Source organism: Halobacillus sp. HZG1 (assembly GCF_035818575.1).
Lineage (GTDB): Bacteria > Bacillota > Bacilli > Bacillales > Halobacillaceae > Halobacillus > Halobacillus litoralis.
The window spans coordinates 69,077-93,746 of the sequence record NZ_JAYLVQ010000061.1 but is presented as its reverse complement, the minus strand read 5'-3'; the positions used below and the strand labels follow the sequence as shown (position 1 = coordinate 93,746).

14 protein-coding genes are annotated in these 24,670 nt (G+C 41.2%); 11 read left to right on the top strand and 3 right to left on the bottom strand.

The window, feature by feature from the left end; all coding sequences use genetic code 11:
* The first annotated feature begins 31 nt into the window (after nucleotides 1-31).
* Nucleotides 32-2,503 (top strand): cell wall-binding repeat-containing protein, encoded by a 2,472-nt coding sequence (locus tag VKA52_RS09615; RefSeq protein WP_326315410.1) that lies wholly within the window; start codon nucleotides 32-34, stop codon nucleotides 2,501-2,503.
* A gap of 104 nt (nucleotides 2,504-2,607) precedes the next feature.
* On the opposite strand, the gene VKA52_RS09610 is transcribed toward VKA52_RS09615, so the two are convergent.
* Nucleotides 2,608-5,151, bottom strand: a complete 2,544-nt coding sequence (locus tag VKA52_RS09610) for a cell wall-binding repeat-containing protein (protein ID WP_326315408.1) — start codon at nucleotides 5,149-5,151, stop codon at nucleotides 2,608-2,610.
* Nucleotides 5,152-5,439: 288 nt separating this feature from the next.
* Between VKA52_RS09610 and VKA52_RS09605 the strand changes: the two genes are divergently transcribed.
* From VKA52_RS09605 to VKA52_RS09595, 3 genes are all read left to right on the top strand, one after another.
* Nucleotides 5,440-5,961 carry a BsuPI-related putative proteinase inhibitor gene (locus tag VKA52_RS09605; protein ID WP_326315406.1) on the top strand — a complete coding sequence of 174 codons (522 nt, stop codon included), beginning with the start codon at nucleotides 5,440-5,442 and terminating at the stop codon, nucleotides 5,959-5,961.
* Nucleotides 5,958-8,021 (top strand): S8 family serine peptidase, encoded by a 2,064-nt coding sequence (locus tag VKA52_RS09600; protein WP_326315404.1) that lies wholly within the window; start codon nucleotides 5,958-5,960, stop codon nucleotides 8,019-8,021. The genes VKA52_RS09605 and VKA52_RS09600 overlap by 4 nt, the downstream gene beginning before the upstream one ends.
* Nucleotides 8,022-8,385: 364 nt before the next feature.
* Nucleotides 8,386-12,645, top strand: a complete 4,260-nt coding sequence (locus VKA52_RS09595; protein ID WP_326315651.1) for a cell wall-binding repeat-containing protein — start codon at nucleotides 8,386-8,388, stop codon at nucleotides 12,643-12,645.
* A 274-nt stretch (nucleotides 12,646-12,919) separates the two neighbouring features.
* Here VKA52_RS09595 and VKA52_RS09590 read toward each other — a convergent pair whose 3' ends face one another.
* Nucleotides 12,920-15,247, bottom strand: a complete 2,328-nt coding sequence (locus VKA52_RS09590) for an immune inhibitor A domain-containing protein (protein WP_442788838.1) — start codon at nucleotides 15,245-15,247, stop codon at nucleotides 12,920-12,922.
* 289 nt (nucleotides 15,248-15,536) lie between these two features.
* A complete protein-coding gene (locus tag VKA52_RS09585; protein ID WP_326315400.1) occupies nucleotides 15,537-16,649 on the bottom strand; it encodes a hypothetical protein in 1,113 nt (370 codons plus the stop codon).
* A gap of 708 nt (nucleotides 16,650-17,357) precedes the next feature.
* On the opposite strand from VKA52_RS09585, the gene VKA52_RS09580 reads away from it, so the two are divergent.
* From VKA52_RS09580 to VKA52_RS09550, 7 genes are all read left to right on the top strand, one after another.
* Entirely contained in the window at nucleotides 17,358-18,122 is a 765-nt protein-coding gene (locus VKA52_RS09580; RefSeq protein WP_326315398.1) for a tyrosine-protein phosphatase, read from the top strand.
* 213 nt (nucleotides 18,123-18,335) lie between these two features.
* Entirely contained in the window at nucleotides 18,336-19,307 is a 972-nt protein-coding gene (locus VKA52_RS09575; protein ID WP_326315396.1) for a hypothetical protein, read from the top strand.
* Nucleotides 19,308-19,599: 292 nt separating this feature from the next.
* Nucleotides 19,600-20,532, top strand: a complete 933-nt coding sequence (locus tag VKA52_RS09570; protein ID WP_326315394.1) for an NAD-dependent epimerase/dehydratase family protein — start codon at nucleotides 19,600-19,602, stop codon at nucleotides 20,530-20,532.
* A gap of 27 nt (nucleotides 20,533-20,559) precedes the next feature.
* Nucleotides 20,560-21,315 carry a YveK family protein gene (locus tag VKA52_RS09565; RefSeq protein WP_326315391.1) on the top strand — a complete coding sequence of 252 codons (756 nt, stop codon included), beginning with the start codon at nucleotides 20,560-20,562 and terminating at the stop codon, nucleotides 21,313-21,315.
* Nucleotides 21,308-21,934 carry a CpsD/CapB family tyrosine-protein kinase gene (locus tag VKA52_RS09560; RefSeq protein WP_326315389.1) on the top strand — a complete coding sequence of 209 codons (627 nt, stop codon included), beginning with the start codon at nucleotides 21,308-21,310 and terminating at the stop codon, nucleotides 21,932-21,934. Before VKA52_RS09565 ends, VKA52_RS09560 begins: the two co-directional genes overlap by 8 nt.
* Nucleotides 21,931-23,454 (top strand): oligosaccharide flippase family protein, encoded by a 1,524-nt coding sequence (locus tag VKA52_RS09555; RefSeq protein ID WP_326315650.1) that lies wholly within the window; start codon nucleotides 21,931-21,933, stop codon nucleotides 23,452-23,454. The genes VKA52_RS09560 and VKA52_RS09555 overlap by 4 nt, the downstream gene beginning before the upstream one ends.
* Nucleotides 23,426-24,667 (top strand): O-antigen ligase family protein, encoded by a 1,242-nt coding sequence (locus VKA52_RS09550; protein WP_326315387.1) that lies wholly within the window; start codon nucleotides 23,426-23,428, stop codon nucleotides 24,665-24,667. Before VKA52_RS09555 ends, VKA52_RS09550 begins: the two co-directional genes overlap by 29 nt.
* Nucleotides 24,668-24,670 lie beyond the last annotated feature (3 nt).

Sequence of the window (24,670 nt, the reverse complement as noted above, 5' to 3'; positions counted from 1 at the left end):
AAACTGTGAAACTTTGAAAGGATGTATTTTAATGAAAATGGTAAAACCACTTGTAACTGTAGCTGCATCAGGGGCGATTGCTCTTGGTACTTTGGCTTTCCCTTCCGGGGAAGTCAAAGCAGCTGAAGGAGATTTTGATCTGACAATCATGCACAGCAATGATACACACGCTCACTTGGATCAAGTACCTAAAAAAGTTTCTTTGGTGGAACAATTGCGTGCAGATCGTGAAAATTCAGTATTGCTGGATGCAGGTGACGTATTTTCAGGCACGCTTTTCTATAATGAGTTCAAGGGTCTTGCGGACCTTCAATTCATGAACATGATGGAATATGATGCCATGGTTCCAGGAAACCACGAGTTTGATGATGGTACCGAGCCTTTGGCTGATTTTATTAACGATGCAGAGTTCCCAATTGTCAGTGCAAACATCGACTATAGCCAAGATGTGAACCTGAAGGATTTGTTCAAGAACGAAATAGGAATGCCTGGAGAAGGTGGCAACATCTATCCTGCTACTATTCTGGAAGTTGATGGGGAGAAAATCGGTGTATTTGGATTAACTACAGAAGAAACGGCTTTTCTTTCAAACCCGGGAGACGACATTGAATTCCAGGATTACTTGCAAAAAGCGGAAGATACAGTGACGATGCTTGAAGGGGAAGGAGTCAATAAGGTTGTGGCTCTTACTCATATCGGTGTCACTTACGATCGGACATTGGCTGAATCAGTAGATGGCATTGATGTCGTTGTAGGAGCTCACAGTCATACTACAGTAGAAGAAACTGAGGTTTTCAATAATGGAGATGGTGATGAACCTACCCTTGTTGTACAGGCAGGAGAATACAACGAATACTTAGGAGATCTTCAAGTGACTTTCGATGATCAAGGTGTCTTACAAGAATGGGATGGCCAGCTGATTGACATCGAGGCTTCTGACGTAGAACCGAATGCAGAAGCGCAAGCATTGCTTGAAAAATATCAAGAGCCTCTTGAAGACCTTAAGAAGCAAGTGGTCGGTAAAACGACTGTGGCCCTAAATGGAGAGCGTAGTGATGTCCGCCAGGGAGAAACAAACCTTGGAAACTTAATTACGGATTCTATGCTTGCTAAAGCACAAAAAGCCGTTCCTGAAACAACGATTGCTATTCAGAATGGTGGAGGTATTCGTGCGTCCATTGATGAAGGTGAGATTACCATGGGCGAAGTATTGACAACGATGCCTTTTGGTAACCAGCTTGTCACTCTAGAATTGACGGGTGAGCAGCTTATGGCAGCTCTTGAAAATGGTGTGAGCGATTTGGAAAATATGGGCGGACGTTTTGCTCAGGTCTCCGGTTTGAAGTACACGTTTGATCGTAACCAGCCTGCAGGTGACCGCGTTGTGGAAGTTCAGACAAAGACGGACGATGGTTATAAGGCTTTGGATATGAACGGCACTTACACAGTGGCAACAAACGCATTCATCGCTGATGGCGGAGACGGATATACATCCTTTGCTGAAGCTAAAGCTGACGGAAAGATGAAAGAGCTTTTCTTTGTTGACTATGAAGTTTTCAATGAATACCTTGAGGAACAGGGAACCGTTTCTCCAGAAGTAGAAGGACGTATAATCGATCAAGTAGCAGAAGAAACGAATGATGTGGAACGAATTCAGGGACAAGATCGTTATGAAACAGCTATTGAAATCTCTAAGAAAGGCTGGGATCAGGCGGATACTGTTGTCATCGCGAGAGGAGATCAGTTTGCAGATGCCCTTGCTGGTGCACCTTTAGCTTATAAAGAAGATGCGCCAATTCTCTTGACGAAGTCGAATAAACTGGATTCAAGAGTGAAAGAAGAAATTGAACGTCTTGGTGCTACAAATGCGATTATCCTAGGTGGAACGGGAGCAATTTCTTCCTATGTGAAGTATCAATTGGAAGGTTTAGACCTGGATGTGGAACGTATTTCTGGTAAGAACCGTTACTCCACAGCTGCAAGTATCGCGGCACGTCTTGGCGGTAATCCGGATAACGTAATTGTTGCCGATGGGCGTAATTATCCAGATGCTTTGGCTGTAGCTTCCTACGCGGCTAAAGAAGGATATCCGATTCTTCTTTCCCAAACGGATAAACTACCTGGAATTACAAAGACTGCTCTTGGTGGATTTGATCAGAGTATCGTGGTCGGTGGCACGAATGCCATTTCAGAAAATGTAGAATCTATGCTGCCTGAACCTACAAGGTATAAAGGCGCGACGCGTTACGAAACAGCTGCTGTGATTGCGAAAGATTTGATGGCAAGTGAAGAGAATGCTTTTGTTGCTACGGGAACAAACTTTGCTGATGCACTTGCAGGATCTGTTCTTGCAGCGAAGCACGATGCATCCATGCTTCTTGTAAAAGAAGACCAGCTTCCTCAAGTTACCAAAGATGTGATTGAAGAGATGGGCCTTAGTAACTTCCATGTACTTGGTGGAACAGGAGCCGTCAGTGAAGAGGTTGCGAAAGAGCTTGAATAAGAAGAGTGTAGAATGAAAGTAAACAGCCCCAGCTCATAGAGCTGGGGCTGTTTTTTTATTTAAATTAAAACGCAGGAGGTGGGTAAATAGCTCATAGCTCTAGATTATTCCAGGGTCAATTGCAATAATCGGGCGCCGACTTCCTCATTAACCGCTCCAAACCCACCCAGGATGGTGTAGGCCTTTGGCTGGTTTCGATGAATCAATGCTTCCATCTCTTCAGGGATTGCGTTTGTACGGACAAGGAGGATGGGTTGTTGACGAATGGCTGCAAGAACAGAACCCGTTAAGGCATCAGCAAAGGATTGACCGGTCACTACAAAAACCTCATTAGTATCCATATCTAATCCTTCAATGATTTCAACAGCCGTTGCATAACGGTTGTTACCAGAGAAACGGACGCCATTAGGTAAGTCCCGAAGAATTTGATCACTGACTACATTTTGTCCCCCGACCACAAACGCTTGATTCACATCTCTTGCAATGGAACGGATTTCTTCTGGTAAGGCCTTCTGTTTTGTTAGTAAAATTGGGTAGCCATTTTGAGCCGCATAAGGTGCGGAAGCAAGAGCGTCGGGGAAATTGTGTCCGTACGATACAAAAGCTTTATCAAACGACGATCGATCCTGAATGCGGAGAAGCTCTCTAGCTATTTCGGCTGAGGTTTGATACCGGTTCTCCCCCGATATCCTTGTCACCTGTAACCCCATCTGTTTTAGTTCTTTTTCTACATCTGTATGGATGGCTACAGTTCCTCCTAGAATATAGACTTCGTTTGCTCCTAGTCTTTCAATCTCGTTTTTCGTCTCATCTCCAAGTGTATGAGAACGTGTCAATAATATCGGAGCATTCATCTCATAGGCGAGAGGAGATCCTGAGAGGGCGTCAGGGAAGTCCTGACCCTGTGCGAGTACAATGGTATCTGTTCCATCTTTAAAGCCTACTCTGGATATTTGAACCGCTGTTTCGTAGCGGTTTTCTCCATAGATTCTTTCAGGCTGATCCAACTTTTGTTTTACCTCGAGCACATAGGGGTTTTTTGACCAGTTTGCATAATAATCACTTACACCAATGTAATAGTTTCCTCTTTCAGCGTAAAAGGAAAGTGTTTCTGGTTGACCTTCATAACGGCTGTCAATGGAGTAAAGTTCATAGATGACACCATTTACTTCCTGATATACGTTCATCACAGGGTCGATATGGTTCCCGCGATGGGAAAGGTTGAGGGAAAGCTCTCCTGGATATTCCATCGTAAAAGCATACAGATCATTGTCATTTGGAAAATTGAACTTTTCGTTATAAGTTCCTGCCGTAATATTCATTGCTCCATCCATCGACCATGTGGAAGTATCTCGTCCCATAACGGAAAGAGAAGTGGTCAGTGACTGATAACCATTGACCTGGCCAAAGCCCACATAGGGGTGGGACTCCTGCCCGTAGAGCTGTTCTGCACCATTTTGCAGGGCGAATTCTACCTGGCTTGGGTCCCATTCCGGGTATTTTGATTTGAGTAGTGCGGCAAGGCCACTTACAATTGGTGCAGAGAAGGAAGTTCCATCTCCACTCCCATAACCTCCAAAATGGTCTGTGCTTACAATATCCACACCTGGTGCTGCAACATCAATATGGGGACCATAATTACTGAAGGAGTCGGCAGTTGTTGAGCTTCTGGTCGTATCGGTTGCACCTACGGCAATCACCCATGGATAACCTGCAGGGAATGAGAAGGCAGACGTCCCATCATTTCCTGATGCAGCAACTAGAACGATGCCTTCCTGATAGGCCTGCCATAGAACATCCTGGAGAAGAGGATCGGCCGTGTATCCCCCAAAGCTCATATTTATAACATCCACCTCTTCATCGATCGCATGTTGAACGCCACGTATAATGGCAGTTGTCGACATACCTTCTGTTGTACCGGCTTTGATCGGTTCGACCTTGACTTTAGGAGAAACACCGATCACTCCTTTTGTGTTCGCATTTGCAGCAATAATTCCTGTTACGTGAGTACCATGCCCCACTTCATCGGACCTTACAGGCCCAGAATTGATGACATCTAATCCATCGGTTAAGCGTGAGGTCAAATCTTCGTGAGAGGCTGTAATCCCAGAGTCGATAACAGCTACTTTTACCTGACTTGCTCCTTGAGTGATTTCCCATGCTTTTTCCATATCGATTTTATTTAAGTAATTCTGCTGACTTTTATAATAGGGGTCCCCCGGGATGTAACTAGGTTGATAGATTAAATCAGGAGAGGCAGACTCCACTTCTGGCAGCTTATGAATAGAAGAAAGTTCATCATCATAATGAAGCGACTCAGGGACACGAACGGTCATCCATATTCCCGGGGCGAGCTTCTCTAAGACATCGTTGTCTATAATCTCGTATTTATGTAAGTTGAGAGTATCCCCACCATCTTTCTTTTTAATGACGATTTGTCTATCATTAATCTTGTTCAGAGGAATGGACTTTTTTGTTTGTGACGTAACTATCTTAGGCTTAAATTGTGACCTTACTTGATTTTCCTCTTGTTGAAAGCTTTTAATTTTCTTAGGTTCTTTTTCAGCCAAAACATAGAAAGGATCAAGGAATATAGAGAGACTGGAAAGGAAGAACATTGTGACAAGGATCTTTAAAAGATTTTTCATCGTTACGTCCTCTCTTCTATTGGGATTGGTCAGCCTATAAAGTATATTCCCCTATATACATAAAATTCCAACCTGTTTTTAGTAATTTAATATAATTGATTATCGGTTGCACAATGATATTAAAAGTATTTACCACCTGATAAGGGATGGTCTTTCATAATCATGTCCCCACTATAGATAGAGGTAGGTAGCCGCGAGATCTTAGAAGTTTGTAACAAAAGTAGATTCCTATATTTAAAATTGATGGAATTGCGTGTAAACTGTAAGAAAATGAGAGGGGGAAGAAACTTGGCAAAGTTCTGGAGTGTTTTATCTCTCCTTCTATTGCTTGGTGGAGTGATCTGGTGGGTAAATGCCTCTTATTTTAATCACCAACCGCGCACCAGTACAGAAACATCAGGGAGTGAGACCGTGGTATCCAAGGATCGTAAGCAAGAAGTTTATGCAACCCTTGAACGGAAGGGGAAGGATTTACAATCCAACCATTTTGAATACACCATTCATAACGAGACGGCGGAGCCGGTCACTCTACCTTTTCGATCAGGTCAGAGATATGAGTACTATGTAAGGGACGGTAAAGGTGAACTGATCGAGACGTATTCAAAAGGAAAAATGTTTACACAGGAAGTAACGCAGAAGGTCATTGATCCTGGAGAAACGTACACAGAAAAAATAACACTATTACCACTACCGCCAGGATTATATGTATTAGAAGTGGAGTCTGTATCGAAGTATAAGAACAAATTTAAAAAAATCGTTAAATTTGAAGTCGAAGGTCCAAAGAACGATAAAGGAGCAGAAACAACATGAAGTATTATCAGTACACAGCGATCCTGATGATCCTTATAGGATCTATTTTTTTCTCTCATGCTGAAACAGCACAAGCGGAGGCAAATGAAGTCAAAATTATCGTGAAACATAAAGATAAAGTTACAGCAGCATCAAAACCATCTTCTTTTCCTGTAGAAATTATTTCGACGCCAAAAGAAGAGGTCGCAAATAAAGTGGCTGCATTAAAAAATGACCCTGACATTGAATACATAGAAATGGATACGAAGGTTTACTCACAAGGACAAATACCTAACGACAATTATTACGATAAACAAGAAGATACGCTAGAAGCTATCCATGCACCTGAAGGCTGGGGAGCATTCCAAGAGAAAAAGCTTGATGAAGACACAGTGGTAGCCGTTATTGATTCCGGGGTTCAATTGAATCACCCGGACCTGAAGGGGCAACTGTTGGAAGGAGAAAACTTTGTAAACCCTGATCAGCCGCCTGAAGATCATTATGGCCATGGCACCCATGTGGCTGGTTTGATCAGTGCACTGACAAATAATGAAGTAGGCGTGGCTTCCGTATCCCTCGGCAAAACGAAGATCCTTCCCGTGAAAATTATGGAAGAAAACGAAGGGAATGTATCAGACCTGATCGATGGCATTACCTATGCCGTTGAGCAGGGAGTGGATGTTATTAATTTGAGCCTTGGTACATATAACTATAAGTTTGCATTAGCTGATGCCATTCAATATGCACAGGATCAGGGAGTGCTCGTGGTGTCAGCTGCAGGGAATGATAATCGCAATGAAACCCTTTATCCTGCGGCCCTCGAAGGGGTTCTGGCTGTTGGGAGTATTAATCCGGAGACACAATCCAAGTCCTCCTTCTCTAATTACGGTTCAGGGATAGATGTAGTGACACCGGGCGATGGCATCTGGAGTACATATAAAGAAAATGGATACGAAGCTATGGATGGGACCAGCATGTCGACAGGCCATGTGAGTTCTCTTGCCGCTTTGTTAATGGAAAACTCTCCCTATTTAACAGGAAAACAAGTAGGGAAATTAATACAAACATCCTCTACAAAGCTTAGTGGCGAGTTTCTGTTAGGTAATGGAATGATTCATGCAGGCGATACTTTGAAAAATGTAAAACAGTATCAACGAATTTCAGGTTCAACCTCCGTTGAAACTTCTGTGGAAGTTTCTCATGAAGGATGGGAGCGTTTAGAGGAAAAAGAGCTTACCATCAATGGACAAACAATCAAAGGGAAATTTGTGATCCTGGCCACAGCAAGAGATTTCCCTGACAGCTTAGCTGCGTCACCGCTCGCTTCTTATTTGAACAGTCCTGTTCTGCTTGAATTGAAGAAGGACATTTCACCTTCGATATTAAAAGAACTGAAAAGATTAGATGCGTCTGATGTGCTTCTAATTGGAGGGACGAACGCTTTGTCGACAGAAGTGGAGTCTTCTTTGAAATCAAATGGGTACAACACTCACCGCATATCCGGGGAAGATCGCTACAAGACAGCTGTGGCTGTCAATCAGTTGATACCTTTTGATACCAATAAAGCTTTCATTGTTTCTGGACAAGAATTCCCTGATGCTCTCTCTGCTTCCGGATATAGTGCGATGAATGGATACCCTGTTCTTTATGTGCGCCATGACCGTATCCCGGGTGTCGTGAACGATTATATGAAAGCTGAAAATATCACGAAAAATTACATTGTAGGCGGGTCCGTTCCTGTTTCTGAAGACGTGGAAAATCAGCTGCCAGATGATAATCCTCTCAGGATAGCAGGAGATGACCGTTACGAAACAAACTATCAAATGCATCGCATCTTTGGAAATGACGATGCCAGGACTATTTATTTTGTAACGGGGCGTAACTTCCCGGATGCGATGGCAGCCGCTCCTCTTGCAGTTCAATCGGAAAGTCCTGTGATGATCACCCACGAAAATCAAAAGGTCATTACAAGCAAAAATATACAGCTCTTCGACTATAGGGAAGATTACCATATCGTAGGGGGAACGGTCCCTATTCCGGCTCCGTACGCATGGGAGATTGATGAGACTTTTTACCGGTGAAATACAGCCTGATATCTAAGCCTGGTTTAAGGACAGGACTTAAGCATACTTTAAAAAAATGCAAAACTAGGAGAAAGGTAGAAAGTGCCTGATAGATACAGGGCTTTCTACCTTTGTTTTGTTTAAAAACCTTTGGGAGCGCTCTTATCAATTCTTAAAATAGTTCGTAGGTTTTACCCTTGAGCAGGATTTTCAGCCTATGTGTTTACAATTATCAAAATTGAGTGAATATTCATTGACGTATACACTTCTTTACATTACAATGAAAATTGTAATTTTTTGAAATTGTTTGTTAATAAAGGGAGGGGAGTATTAGGTAGATTTACACCGATTCACAGAAAAATTTGGGAGGTTATACACTTTGGTGTCAAACAAAAAGAATGCTAAGAAAAAAGCCTTAAGTGTTTTCGCCAGTGCAGCTATTGTAGCTTCTTCTTTCGCTGGAGTAACTACATACAATCCAGGAGCCGTGCAAGCAGAAACCAGTGAAGTGAAGACATTTAATACTCTATTAAACTATAAGGAAGTCGTTTCTCTTGCTAATAATGAAGAGAATGTTCAGGAACTTGTCATTATTGGTAACGGGAAAGTTGATGCTACCAAGCAGCTTGAAAAGCTTGGAGTCAAAGTCAAACAAAACCATAGAAATTATGGTTACCTGGCTGATGTTCCTACAAATAAAATCTTTGATGTTGTAAAACTGGATGCTGTGCGTACGGTTGGAGATAATGCCGAGGTACAACTAGCACCAACTCCAGAAGACTCTGAGTCTAAAGGGAATAGTGATGTAAATAAAGAGGATAGCGTAAGCCCGGATCAGCTGGAAACTCACCCGGCTGCTGGCGTAGACGATTTTCACGGTAAATTTGATGGAGAAGGTACGACCGTTGCGATCATTGACTCTGGTCCAGACCCCGGGCATGAATCTTTTACAGATCTTCCTGAAGTAGAAGAGGGGGAAGATGCTGAGGAAGTTTTCGCGGAAACGAGAAAATACGGAGATTCTAAGATTGTGAATGTTAGAGATTATACGGTCTCAAATTATCATCGTGCTGAAACAGGGGTATTTCCAGTAGAAGACCGCTATAAGAAATTTGTAGAAGGTGTGGAATACGATTATTTCTCCGAGGGTGATGTCGTTTTCATGCCTTTAGATGAAGACCAGAAAAATGACATGGGAATCACCGAAGAAGGTGATGTTTACTATGGCCAGACTCACTTCAATGCTTTGGCAGATTTGAATGGTGATGGGGAACACCCGGAAGAAGTAGATGGTGAAATCGAAGGGGATCCCGATAACTTTGGTGTGCTTCTTATTGGGGATGAGTTGTATATCGATACGGATATGGATGGAGACTTCTCTGATGAGACAGCTTACGAAAATGAGGAAGCTGGGACATTTGATGTCGATGTGACCGATGAGACGGTAGGAGCGAACTTCCGTGTCAATGACCTTGATTACCTTGAGGATCGGTTTGGAATCCGTACAGTCAACTTGTTCACTGATTTCAATGGCCATGGTTCACACGTAGCAGGTATTACGGCTGCTAATGGTCCGTTACGTGATAGTGAGACGGGAGCCGTAGCCGGAGAAGGTGTCGCACCTGAAGCTGATCTTGTTGGAATGCGTGTATTCGAGGAGTCAGGTGGAGCTTACACTTGGAGCATTCAGAAAGCCATGATCGATGCAGCTCTTCCGGAAGATATGGGCGGATTTGATGCAGACGTAGCCAACTTGAGTCTAGGTTCTCTACCAGACTTGAATATCGGTGAAGGAAGCTATGGAGAGCTTATGACTCTTCTTAGCGATGACTATGACATCGTCTTCGTTACATCTGCAGGTAACGATGGACCGGGTATAGATTCGGTTGGATCCCCTGGTGATGTAGGAAGCGTTATATCTGTCGGTGCCTATATCAACTCTGAAATGTGGGCCAAAGAATACGGTGATTATCCATATAGTAAGGATGCAGAAGGTAATCCTCTGCCTGGAGAAGGTCTATGGTACTTCTCATCTGTAGGTCCTAACGAAATAGGGGATCAAAAACCGGACGTTGTAGCTCCAGGGTCAGCATATGCTGCCGTTCCTGTTCACCAAAAGGGTAGTTTAGATACCGCTTACGGCGTTAAACAAGGAACGAGTATGTCTGCTCCATATGTTGCCGGTGCAGTAGCATTATTGAAATCTGCGGCCTTGAAAGACCGCCTGCCATTTGATTATGAGCTGGCTAAAGAAGCATTGGTCCAAACATCGAGAGAACTTGATGGTTATAACCGTGCTCAACAGGGGGCTGGACTGATCAATGTACCAGCAGCCTACGAATATATGCGCGAACATTTCGTCAATGAAATCAAAGATGTTGACGTAACGGTCTACCACGGTGAAAAGGTAGCCGGTGGTCCTGGCCTATATGTTCGTAACAAGGATATTCCTGAAACGGTGGAAGTTCTTGTAGAGAATCCTTCTGATGAAGAGAAGAACTTAGAAATCACAGCGACTCACGATTGGTTCACACCGTCAGTTAGTGAACTTACACTAGGTGCGGGTGAACATGAATACATCACAGTCAGCTATGATGCGTCGAAATTGGAAACAGGGGTCAACGCAGGTAATCTGATTTTCAATGATCCATCCACTCATTATGTGGAAGCAAGAAGTGCTCAGACGATTATGACTGGTTATGAGTTCACAGAAGACAATAAACACCGCTTCCGTGCCAATGATGAAGTACAGTCTTCTCAAACCAAAGGCTATACATTTGATGTTGAGTCTGGCTTGAGTGAATTGCGTTTCTCTTTAAACGCGCTTACTGAAGGTGGAGATTATGAAGGCCGCGTCCGGATGATGATCTTTAATCCGAATGGTACACAAGTCAATGAGTACGTTGGATATGCCGGATATGGATCAGGTGGACTGGATGTAGAAGACTTCGTTGTTCCATCTCCTGAACCTGGTGTGTGGGAAGTTCACGTTTATGGAACAACCGCTCCAGAAGAAGGTAAAGAAGTCCATGAATACACCCTTGAAGCTGTAGCGCAGGATGTAGTGGCAAGTCCTGGACGTATTGACCTTGGTAAGGTGTCTACTTCTCAGGAATTCAACGAAGAGGTTACATTTACGAACTACTTGAAGGATTCTGCTGAGGTTAAATTCGAGACAGTCGGGTTCTCTGGACCTATTTCGAAAACTATCACAGGTGAAGTGACACAAAACCTTGCTGAAGCTGTAGATGATGGCGATTTAATTGATATCGAGATTGAGAACAATGTTTCCTTGAGTGTGGATGTTTCCCCAGAAACTCCTGCTGATTTGGATCTGTTCCTTTTAAATGAAGAAGGGGATATTGTTGCTTCAAGTGCAACAGCTTCAGATAGCGAAGCATTCTCTGTGACAGGTCTTCCAGATGGAAACTATCAGATCGCTGTTGATAATTTCGGTGATGGTTCAAGTACTGTAAATTATACGTTGAACATGACGGAAGAAAAAGTATTGTCCTATGATACAACTGAAGAAACGAAGGGCTCTGTTTCTACTGATGCAGGCACGACGACTCTCGGTGTAGGGGAATCTGTAGATGTTCCAGTGTCTATTACGACACCGGATGAACCGATTAAAGGATATGCAGCATTGTATATGCTGGATGCGAATACAGATGAAGTACTGGATCTAGTACCAGTTACAACGGATGCCGATGTAGTAGATGTGCTATCTGGTGCGACCCGTACAGAAACAGCCATTGAAATTTCCAAAGACCTTTACCCTGATGGTGGAGCGGATACAGTTATCGTCACAACTGGATATGACTTCCCGGATGCATTGTCTGCTGGACCACTAGCGTCTGCAACCAATGCCCCAATCATCCCAGTTAATAGTAAAGGTACTTTAGATGAAAAAGCTCTTGAAGAAATTGAACGACTTGGAGCTAAGAATGTTTATGTATTAGGTGGAACAGGTGCTGTTGATAAGGAAGTATTCTCTCAATTGAATACCATCAGTATCGCTTCCGATAATATCGAGCGTTTGTCCGACGATACACGTTACGGAACAAACCTTAAGATTGTCAAAGAATTGCAAAGTGAATATGGCTTTGAAGGAAATGGCGTTTTCTTAGCCACAGGTAAGAACTATGCAGATGCGTTGAGTGCAGCTTCTATCGCTGGTGCCAACGGAATGCCGATTGTTCTTACAAATGGTGAAGAACTTTCTGAAGAAGCTCTTGAAATACTGGAAAATGAAGACGTTTATGTCGCTGGTGGTACGGGAGTCGTATCTGATGAAGTCTTAGCTCAGGCAGATGAAGTAGCCTTGTCTGTGGAAAGACTGTCTGGTACCAACCGTTACGGCACGCTTGTAGCCTTGCTCAAAGAGTTTGGTCACAGCACAGATCAACTTTATGCAGCGAGTGGAGCTAACTATCCAGATGCCTTAGCTGCTGCCCCACTGGTAACAGCAAATGACGGTCTACTTCTATTGGTAGATGACGAAAGACTTCCAAAAGAAGTAGATGCTTACCTTACGAAGTACGTGTACACGAATGATATTTCTTCTGTGACTGTACTTGGTGGCGACGGAGCTGTCAGCCCAGAAGTGAGAGAAGCTCTTCAGAAGAAAGTAACTGAATAATTAAGGTTGATAGTCACTCTCAGATTGTAAAAAACCTTTGAAAATAAGAGCGCAAGCCTACTTTAGGCTTGCGCTCTTACTATGTTAATCTTTCGGTAATGATTCATCTGTAAGCTTCTCTCCATGAGGCCCCACTATGGTAGATCGATAGTATTGCAGTTAATCTTTTGTTTAATAGTCCCTTCATGATTAGGGAGGCTAACATAAGGTATATCCAGCAAAGAAAAAGTCATGGAAGAGATACCTCTTCCATGACTTTTTTAGTTCGAAGCTCTTATTTAAAGATCAACACTTTACCAACTGTACCATCTTTACTCTGACCAGTGACTCTGAACTTCAGTCCATACTCAGGAACATTTCGTCCCGCATCTACAAGACCTTTGTTCGAGTAATCTGCACTGTCATCAAAAAGTGGTGTGCGTTTCGTGTAATTATCTTTCATCGTTACACCTAAAAGGTTTGTATAATCTAAATACATTTTTTCGGTTTTATCAAGGCTGAATGCAGCATCATGTACTTGGAAACGAGTGGCTCCAATGCTGCCATCGCTCCACTTGTTTATATGCTGGTCTGCATCAACGACTCCTACAAAACCATCTCCTGGGTGGATACCTGTCCAGTTCTCAGAGTATTGCTTATCCACGTACCAGACGACAAGTCCATTATCGAATGTCATAAGGCTGTCCCCACGGCGGATGTTTGCTAAACCTTCATCGACCCCATTGTGACTTCTCCATTCAAGGAGGTAGTAGTGGTCGGAACGTTTAATTCCATCATTCTTTGTAAAACCATCGAGATTAAATTTAACATCACCTTCTGCATCATCAAAGACAACTTCTTCTCCATCAACGACGATGGAAAGATCGTCTGCATAAAGGCCTGGGTTCGATACAGCACCATCTGTTACATATTCGATGGCTACTTCAACTTCTTGTCCTGCGTATGCAGAAAGGTCGAAGGAAGCGTCAATCCAACCGTCTGAGCTTCCAGTGATTCCATTACCTAGGTTAGAGTCATAAGGATTAGTGTTCGTAGTAATATCACTTGCGAGTGGCTCACCATTAACTGTTACGTATGCATAATCCCAATCTTTTTCAATGTCATACCAAGTTTTGAAATTGAATTCAGCACTTGTTGCATCGGTCAAGTCGACTGTTTTGGTTAGGTAGTTGTGTAAATCATCAGCGCTTCCAGAGAAGTATTGATAATCACCACTAGCCGGTTCGTTGATGACTGTTTCTTTTTGTGGCAAGTTGACCTTTACGACATCATAGTTCGTACCTTTTGTAATGGCTTCGTCTAAAAGGAACTCCATTCCATTCCCATTGACATCTTCAACATTAATTTCTTTACCTGTTAACCAGTTACCTTTAGTACCCTCGTTATCTACAACTGCTGAAGCTTGAAGCATTTCTTTCATATACGGACTGAATCCTGTCGGCATGGTACCAGGAATATCTCCAGCCCAGCTTCCGCTCGACATGATGGACCAGTAGCTGACTGGCTCACCAGCACCTGTATACTGAGTATCATACTCATCCGGAAGCCCAAGGTCATGTCCGAATTCGTGGGCCATGACTCCAACAGCACCATCTTCAGGCTCAATTGTGTAATCGTAGGCTGCCATCGATCCGCCCCAGTAGCCAACAGTGGCTTCTGTTCCGGAGATTGGTGTTACTCCTCCAAGATTCCAACGGTGAGACCAAATCGCATCAGAACCAAGAGATCCTCCACCAGCTTCTTCACCTACACCGGAGTGGATGACCATCAAGTGGTCGACCAGTCCATCAGCTTCGAGGTAGTTTCCGTCTCCATCAAGGTCATAGCGATCCCATTTGTCATAGTCACTAATATTAACGTTCGGGTCTTTAGACGCAGCTTCAAGAGCTTCTTTGACTAGCCCACGAGCATTAACATCACTACCATCTTCTGTCGGATAGTTCCCGCCATAGGCAGCAGCAGGTTTACTAGCTGTGTACCAGCCGGCAACATCACCTTCCACAGAATAACTTCCACCCGATTGTTGCTCATAATATTGTTTCATAGATACATAGGTTTCTCCGTCCGGACCTGTCCAGCCGCCATCACCAAACAGCATGTCCTGGTAATGTTCACGGGAGTAAGCATCTTCACCTTCGTAATACATATCTGTTTCATCAGCAGTCATAGAATTATGAGGTTTATCAGGATAGTCGACCAGAAGAACTAGAACTTTGTCGGTACGCATTTCACCATCATAAGCTTCTTCCTCGACACCATCAGGAGTGTCCGCTTGTCCAAGTTTGTTTCCTTTTCCTTTCGTCAAGCTGTTATTGTCCATAGCTTCTTTTAATTTTGCTTTGGTATCTGATTTTTCATCATCTAACTGGCCTTTCGCTTTTTCAGCTGAAGCCTGTTTAGAATCAAGGAACTTCTTCAAGCCTTTCTCTGCCTCGGCAGGTGAAGCATCTTTCGCGATTTTTCCACTTTCTTTCAACATCTCAATCAACCGCTCGTCATTGGCGATTGCTCCGTCGAATGGCATGCCCCCATGAGAATGTGAATGAGTTTTATGTACGTTCTCATGACCGGTCGTCGGCATTTCGAAAGCACTGGCGCTCATTGGACCCACAGCGAGTGCTAGAGCTAAAGCAGATGTTACAATCTTTGACGTTTTCTTCAATAAAATGACCCCTTCCTTTAGAAACCTTTTTTATCCTACATTTTCTAATTAAGCAAAAAGGAAAGAATAATCAATGTTATTTGCTAACTATTCAGAAAAATAAGAAAAAAAGACTACCAATTGTCAGAAGTTGTAGTCTTGAAGGTTCACCATTCGACACTATTTAATTTTAAATGTCATTCATAGATAATCTTACTTTCGTTGGTTTCCTTTGTGTTTTAGGCATTTATCATACTGATTTTAAAGGAAGGTGCATAACCCCTGCACTGGTCATGATTCGATAAACAGCATCTGTTATTGGATTGAGGTCTGTTCTTAACCATACTTGCCCTACTACAGGGTTTTGAGGGTCACTCGTTCTTTTTTCAATGATTGTCGTATCATGACTAACCACAAGGTTTTTTCTTCCCTTATCACTTACACGATCCAATGGTATATTTTTGGATAAGTCAATGAAGTTATACGACGATCTTGAAGTGAAATCTACGACAGATTCAGAATGGGTGATCTCAAATAGGTCCCACACCATGCCAGTGAATTTGTTGGCTTGACCATTAGCCGTAATGATTTTTTTGGTGGAACTAGAGGGTTGAATCTGAAGGTTTGAAAATATGTTTCCGGTAGTTTCGAACGGGACTGTTTCACTTCCTTCAAGCACAATCATGTTTACACAATCCTCTATGGCGATGTTGTCAAAGTTATTCGCATTTACCCATGCCCTGCCACTACTAGGTTTTGTCGCGCGAAGGTGTATTCCCTTTTCGAAGCCTACTATCTTAATGTTGTTGAAGTTTACAAATGAAATTTCATGTTCGTTTCCTCCGGAGTAAAGGTAAATCCCAGTTCCTCCGTTATCCCCCATCCAGTTCAGGATCGTAATATCATCGATCTGTGTATTATTCCATGTGTTGTAGAACTTTTGTGATCCATTCAGTGAAATAGCCTTTTTTGTATAACCAGCTACGTCAATAGCAACTTTTCCACCTAAAAAAGAAGCATCCTGTTCTATGATGAATCCGTTTACATTTGCTCCTAAAGTGTACACCGTAGAGTAAGCAGACAATAGACGTACACCTTTCTTTATTGTAATGGTATTCTCTAGATAAAAACTAAGATCATCTGAAAATACGGTTTTAATGGAATGCTGCTGTGCGTAGTTAATCGCTTTCTGTAATCTATCCGCATCACTTACTCCTGAAAAGTCTGATACTCGTATATAGATGGGGCGGGCACCTGCCGATTGACTGACCTCATCTTGTAAGGATAAAAGTGAAACAATGCCGTTTATGGCACTTGTTAAGTTGTTGAGTTGATTCTGAAGTTCTTCATTGGAATTTACCACTTGGTACACCTCTTCTTATCAATTTTCCACTGACTTTATGTCTTGTTTTACTTTATAAGCTTCTGTTAAAGGATCTTGAAATGTCTGATGCTCACACGTGAAAGTTATCGTAATTTACGTCTGTATTATATGAAAAATAAATAAAATTGGTTCTCACGTCTCAGAAGCAAACTAACGATGAGACTCCGGGTTCTGGAATGTGATTTCTTCTATGGTGGTAAGAAAGTAGAATATGTGTTTTACAACCTACGAAACATGCGTTCTTTTCAAAGAATATAATAGGAAAAATTTACTTAATTTAAAGTTATAGGAAGGATTTTAAAGATTTATAAATGATTTTGTTCTTTAAAGTGAAATATGAGTGAATTTGAGGATTTCCATATGTCTCTGAAGATAATATAATAAATTCACGCCATTCTTAATAAAGAACAACTGCTGTGTTGTGCAGAACTTTATGAAATTAAAAATCTTTCTAAAGCAAGGAAAGGAAGAAGATCTGTCGTCAAAAAATGATGAGACCATGGGAGCACCTCTTTATTAGTGAGGAACGACGTGAGGGCATTTATTGCTCGTCTTCTTGTTTAAAAGAGCTGATTATTGGTTAGTAGCTAATTAATAATTCCATTCAATAATTTTACATCTGTGTATGTATTCAGAAATAGCCATTGCTTATTTTTGTTCGAAAAATACTAAAGAGGTGGAATGAAGATGATCGATTTGCACAGTCATATATTACCTGGATTAGATGATGGGGCACAAACAATGGAGGAAAGTGTAGAAATGGCTAAAATGGCTGTTGAACAAGGGATTGATACCATTGTGGCTACTCCTCATCATCTCCATCCCCGTTATAGTAATCCAAAATCGTTAATCATCCAGAAAACCGCTCAGTTAAATGATGAACTCTTTCAACACGGAATTGATTTGACCGTGCTCCCCGGACAGGAGATAAGACTCAATGGAGATCTCGAAGCGTTTAACTCGGAGGAATTGCTATCGATCAATAATAATAGTGGCTATGTCTTTCTTGAATTGCCGAATAACGAGATTCCCCATTATGCTAAAAAGGTGATGTATGAGATTCAATTGCTTGGCTATAAGCCTGTCCTCGTGCATCCGGAGCGAAATAAACTGATTCGTCAGCAGCCGAATGAACTCTATAACTTCGTAAAAAATGGCGCCATCACTCAAGTAACCGCCGCAAGTATTGCAGGGAAACTAGGGAAGGAAGTTCAAAAGTTTTCTTACCAAATGATAGAATTCAACCTGACTCACCTCGTAGCCTCTAATGCTCATTACTCTAAAAAACAGGGGTTTTTCATGAAAGAAGCTTATAGCAAAATTGAGAAAAAGTTTGGTAGAGATCTTATGTATCAATTCATGGAAAATGCCCATGTTGTTCTTGAGGGAGAGATGGTTTATACAGATCCGCCTGAGCGCATGAGAACCAAAAGCGGCTGGGGAATTTTTTAAACAATAGGAAGACCTGCCTTCTTATGGATAGTACACATCCTAAGACTTTCGTTCAGGTTATGAATAAAACGCAAGCTCTTATTTGAGAGGCTTGCGTTTTTCAGTCTTTATTTGTTCTGTAATGTTAGGTCTAATCTGTACATATCTACCAAATTGATGAGAGTGCAGAACAGAGAGTTTTTATCTATTCAAAAATTTTGAGGAGCGTGTACGTTGAAATACAAGAGTTGTGTGCTTTCATTAATTATACTTCTTCTCTTTCTTTTATTTGTTTACGAAAAATATCAAAATCAACAACAAGTCTTAGAGGAAGCTGCACGGAGAGGCGAGGTGGATATTGAAGATTTTGGGGCCGTAGGAAATGATGACAAGGATGACTCTTCAGCTATACAAGAGGCAATCGAATATGGTGTGAAGCATGGATTAGGAAAAGTGAAGGTAACGGGGAATCAACGTTTCATTCTTCGTAAAGGAATCATATTACAACAAGGCATGGAGATGGAATTGGGAAGGAATACCACTATAGAAGTTCAAGGTGATTTTAGGGTTTTTGAAATCATGAAAAATGCATCGATAACCAATGGGATCATAGAGGTGTCGGACCAGAACTTCTCTTCAGAAGTCCTTTATTTTGATGGGGGTCAGAAATTCTGGTCATGGGAGACGTCCCGAATTGAGGGTGTGAATATTATTAATACGAGCGGTGAAAACCTTGGTATAGCTTTAGCTCTTGTTGCTGACAATTCCAATGAGTTTATTAGCTTTATTAATTTTTCATCGTTAAACATTGTAGGTTTTCACACAGGTGTTTTTATAAAGGCTGACATTCCAGTAGAGAAACATAATTTTGTTAATGGTAATCGTTTTATTAATCTCACGTTGGATGATTGCGTTAAATGTATCGTCATAGAAAGTTCAAAATCCATTCCTAATGAAGTGTCCGGGAATCAATTTACGGACTTTCAAGTTCAATTGTCAGATGCTACAAAAGAAGTCTTGAGCATATCTGGAGCAGATAACCGTTTTCAGGGAATGATTTGGGACGTCGAATCTCATGCTCTAGAAACTAAGATTGTAAAATTCTCTAATCAGTCCATGAGGAACAGTGTAATAACTAATGTTGATGAAACCTATATGATCGATCAAGGAGATGCTAACTCCTACTATCCGCAATCCGGTCCTTGATTTCTGTATAAATGTTGATAGCAGGTCGTGCATTAAATCCAAATACATGAGATGAAAAAGTGATCCGTTTACTTATAAGTAAATGGATCACTTTTTGTTTCCTTTAAAGAACATATAAGCTAAAAAAAGAGGGATTAAAAGATTCAGTAACGAAAAGTGTCTTATTAAGAACAAAATAAAAGTATTTAGAGGTTTCAAATTGTTGGTAAACGTTATATAATGAACAAAATATACTTTATAAAGAACAAAGAGGATATTCTTTATAAAGAATGTAGAAAGGGTAGGTGGAGGGATGAAAGTATTAGTGACAGGTGGAGCTGGCTTTATAGGATCACACATAGTAGATGAATTACTTTTCCAACATTTTGATGTTGTCATTGTCGACAATTTATCAACAGGAAGAGAAGAGAACATCCCTGGTCATGTGACTCACTACAACATGGATCTTAGAGATAGCTTGGATTTAGTATTTGCCAACGAAAGGCCGGATATCGTTATTCATCAAGCAGCTCAAGTTTCGGTGGCTCATTCGATGAAAAATCCAGGGTTTGATGCGGAGGAAAACATCAAGGTGACTGTAAACCTGCTGGAATCCTGCGTGAAATATGGAGTGACGAAGTTTATTTTTGCCTCATCGGCAGCTGTTTATGGAGCCCCAGCTTATTTACCTATTGATGAGAATCATCCTATCGACCCTTCATCGTTTTATGGATTATCTAAAAGAAGTGCAGAAACCTATATTGAGATGTTCTCTCAAACCTTTGACCTAAACTATACGATCCTTCGCTACTCCAATGTTTATGGTATGCGGCAAAATACGGAAGGGGAAGCAGGGGTCGTCGCCTTATTCATCGATCAAGCGTTGAAAGGAGAGACTTTATCCGTTTTTGGTGATGGATTGCAAACGAGAGATTTTATTTTTGTTAAAGATGTAGCTAAAGCGAATGTAGCAGCCTGCCTCAATGGTGATCGAGAAACGATCAATATCAGTCAGGGCATTCAAACTTCTATATTAGAACTCATTAAAGCACTATATCTTAACATAGGTGATTCCATTCAGCCTTCTTTTTACGAAGAACGTACAGGGGATATTCGTCATAGTCTTCTTTCAAATAAAAAGGCAAAACAATTACTTGAATGGGAACCATTTTATACATTATCGGAGGGTCTTAAATTAACGATCGAACATTCTCAAAATCATAAAGTTCACATGTACTTGAAATAAATATTAATGAATAGGTGGAGGTTTGACATGCAAGATCAGATGGATATAAAAACGTTTTTCACTATTCTTAAAAAGAGAGTCATCTCAATCCTTCTCGTCACCTTTTTCGTGTTTATTTTGGTCGGAGCGGTTTCTATATTTGTCATGAAACCTACTTTTGAATCGATGGAGAGTATTGTTGTCGGTGATTTAAATAAACAATCGACTGAATATGGAGAATCAAGAGAACTTAATATGCTGCTTGCTTCTACCATTGATTTTATTAAAAGCCCTATTGTACTGAATTTAGTAAGGAATGAATTTGGTATGAGCTATGAGGATTTAGAAAAACAGGTGGTCGTTCAGAATACCAAGGATTCACAAATTGTGAATGTTGTTGTTCGTGGCAGTAACGCGAAAGAAACAGAAAAAATAGCTAACATGATTGTTGCGACCACGGTTGACAAGATGAATGATTTGTTTGATGTAAACGATATATACGTACTAAGTGATTCTCCTAACCAGACTTCCACAGAAAAAGTTGGAAGCACTACTCTAAACTTAGGAATTGGTTTAATAGTAGGTTTATTAGCAGGGATCGGAACAGCATTTTTAAGAGAACATTTAGATGATTCGATCCGGAACGTAACACAAATAGAAAAAGAATTGGGAATCACTGTCCTTGGTGATGTCCATTTAAAAAAGAAAAATTCTCGAAGACATTTACGTAATGATTTGCCCATCCAGACAGATAAACAAATGGAAGTTGTAGAAGGGGAGAAAAACAATGAGGTCAGTGTCTGAAAAAATTAAACAAAGACTTCTGCTAAAAGAACACTATGTGAGCACTCAACAAATACGTATGATTCAGTTGCGTGTGAATCGTTCTATTCGACCTAAATCCTCAGCCTTAATGGTTACATCAATCGATGAATATACGGATAAACCTTTGGTATCTGCGAAATTAGCCATATCTATGGCTCAGGAAGGAAAGCGAGTATTACTGGTCGATGCTGATTTTTCGACTCCTACTTTACATGAATGGTTTCAGAAAAATAACGAGACGGGCTGGTCTGATGCAGTTCTAAAAAGAAGAGGTGTGCAAAACAAGATTAAGGAAACCTTATTTCCAAATCTATATCTCTTAACTACCGGTCCTGCAAATAGATTTTCACAAGAAATGTGGGTGCCTGAAAAAATAGGAGGAGTTATTGAGGAATGTAAGAAGGAGTTCGATCTGATCTTATTTATATCTCCCACCTTCCATTCTAGCGTCAACGCTCAATTATTAGTGGAGTACTGTGAAGGTGTTGTGTTGGTAGCACGTGCCAATAAGAGTAAGAAAGAGGAATTACTTACCACTGTAGAAGCCATTGAAAGGTCTGGAGGGAAAATGTTAGGCACTATTCTACAAACGGGATAGCTGCAAATCAGGGAGGAGGTAAGAGGATTAACAAAGACAAGAAAAATTCCATTGGGTCAAATATCCTTCATCTTTTTTACAGTACAGCTTTATCAAGTATTTTAAATGCTGTTGCTCTTATTGTCTTAGCTTCCTACCTCCAATCCAGCCAATATGGGTTATTCAGTGTAGCTTTAGCGTTTGCTATGATTATGGGATATTTTACAGATGCAGGGTTAAGCGGTATTGTGCTTCGCGAAGGTGCTAAGGCTGAAGTGAAATTACCAGAATTGATCTCTTCTTATGTAAAAATGAGGCTGGCTCTTCTTGTTGCCACCTTTTTCATAGGTTTCTCTGTCATTCACTTGTTCAACTCAGGTAACGGAGAGTTAATTCGTACGGCTTATTATTTAATTATTCCTATGGTCACCGGCGTCGCCTTACAAAGCATAGGAACGACTTTCTATCAACTTAATGAAAAAATGCAATACTATGGTTTGATTCGTATGGTCTCATCCTTTTGTCTTGTTACATCAATGGTGATTGGGATGGGACTCCAGTTAAACCCTCTCACCCTATGTACTTTATATGGATTGTCTTATTTAACGGCAGGAATCTTTGGTCTGATCTTAGTGATGAAGGACGTATCCATACGATTTTCCTATCCTTTTCATAAAGGTCTATTCAAGAACCTGGGTTCATTCACTTTAGGGGGGCTTCTGTTTGTTTTGCTGCCACATATAGGGCCGATCATTCTAGAGAAAACGATCCCTATTGCTGCTGTGGGATTGTTCGCTGTGGCTTATCGAATCCCGCAAGCTTTGCAGCAAGTTCCATTTATTGTAGCAGGCGCATACTATCCCGTCTTATTTCGTTCTTTCCAGCATCAGAACTTAGAAGAACATCTGGATCATCAAATCTCTCAGACTAAAATCATGTCATTAGTGGGTATGATGATGGTTCTTCCCTTTTTTTATCTTTCTGAATATGTCATCAAGGTTTTGTTCGGGACGGAGTGGTTAGGTGCTGCTTTCCCGCTTAAAGTGCTCTCACTTATGCTTTTACTTCAATCGATTAATATAGCTTTAGCGGATGGTTTGACTACGATGGAAAAACAAAACTCCCGTACATTTGTACAACTTGTCACGGTTATCCTCGGTATAGGTTTGTATATAACCCTGAGTCTTTCTTATGGCGTGATCGGTGCTGCCTATACTGGAGTGGCTATTGAAGTTTTGGCACTTCTTGGTTTTTGGTTATGTTCACCAAACCGATGGGTGCTGTTCAAAAGTTCCTTATTTCCTTATCTATCCTACTTTTTTGCTGGATTACTTCTTTTAGAATGGGTTGAATTTTTTCATGGCTTGCTTGCACTGATCATCCATATGACCTTAGTGCTGCTGCTTCCTTTGCTAGACCCCGGACTAAGGACAAAAATTTACGTTTATACTCAACAATGGCTATTGAAATATAAGCAAGGACGAGAACCAAAGCATTCAGGAGGGGTGGAAAATGGACCTTCAAAAGCCAATGGCTCATAAAAGGAATGGGACTGTATTCTTTCTATTCCTACTCATCACTCTAGCCAATTATGGTGTTCAAATAGGGTTTTCATTAAAACCTTATATGATATTTTCCCTCCTCTATTTTGTTATTTTTATCAGTCAGTTCCGTTTTTATCAGCTGCAATTGTATGAAGTGGCGATGCTGGCTTTTTATCTGATTTATTCGTTCACAGGGGCATTCTCTTTATATCCTGCCTCAAGTATAAGGATCATGGCTGGTGCACTTATCTATTTAGCTTGTTACATGGTGATGAAATCTATATTAGCAGGTGTTCATCAATCGGTTATTGATAAGAGTATTGGGTATGTAGGTCTGATCTTTAATGCGTCTAGTCTTCTATTGTATGTAATTGGACTTAAAAGTGTTGGATACTTTTTTGATACCGAGGGCATCCGAATTTCTGAATTCGGGTTGATGATTGATCGCAACTATCCTAGATTGATTGGCTTACTCCAGGATCCTAACTTTTTCGTTTTTTATAATACTGTATTCTTTGCTTACTATTTATGTAACTCAAAAGGTTGGTTGAACAAAGCAGGTTTAATTTTGTGTATTGTAACGAACATCCTCACCTTTTCAAGAGGAGGGTTACTTGTCATGGTGGTTCTCTTCCTTTTATATGGGATGCTCAACCACCCTTTCAAACAATTAAAAATGACTATGGGCGTCATCCTTTCCGTTGCCTTTGCTTGCTATATAGCTGTCGTTTATTTGAAATTTGATTTGATATCCATTTTAGAATCGAGAATGAACGATTTCACCAGTGACGGGGGCAGCGGTCGGATTGAGTTGTGGGGTCGGGCCTGGGAATATTTTGAGACGCATAAAATCGTCGGTATTGGAGCCTTCAACTTCGCGGATTACAATGCCTTCAAATATGGCGATAATCTCTCGGTTCACAATACCTTCTTGGATGTACTTGCTGAAGCAGGGCTCCTTGGGATATTCTTTTATCTATTGTTTTTATCGCTTGTGGTGTATCAGTTGTATCAAAGGAAGATTTACAAACATAAACCTTATCTTTTTTTAACAGTTATAGGAATGGTTCTCCAAATGGGGTTTCTCTCTGTAATCATCAATGACATTTTCTTTATGGTCCTGGCGATCTTATCGACCTACCTGAATCAAAGGAAAAGGAAAGCGGAGGAAGTTAAATCTCAGGTGACAATCGTACAAAAAGTATCATGAATG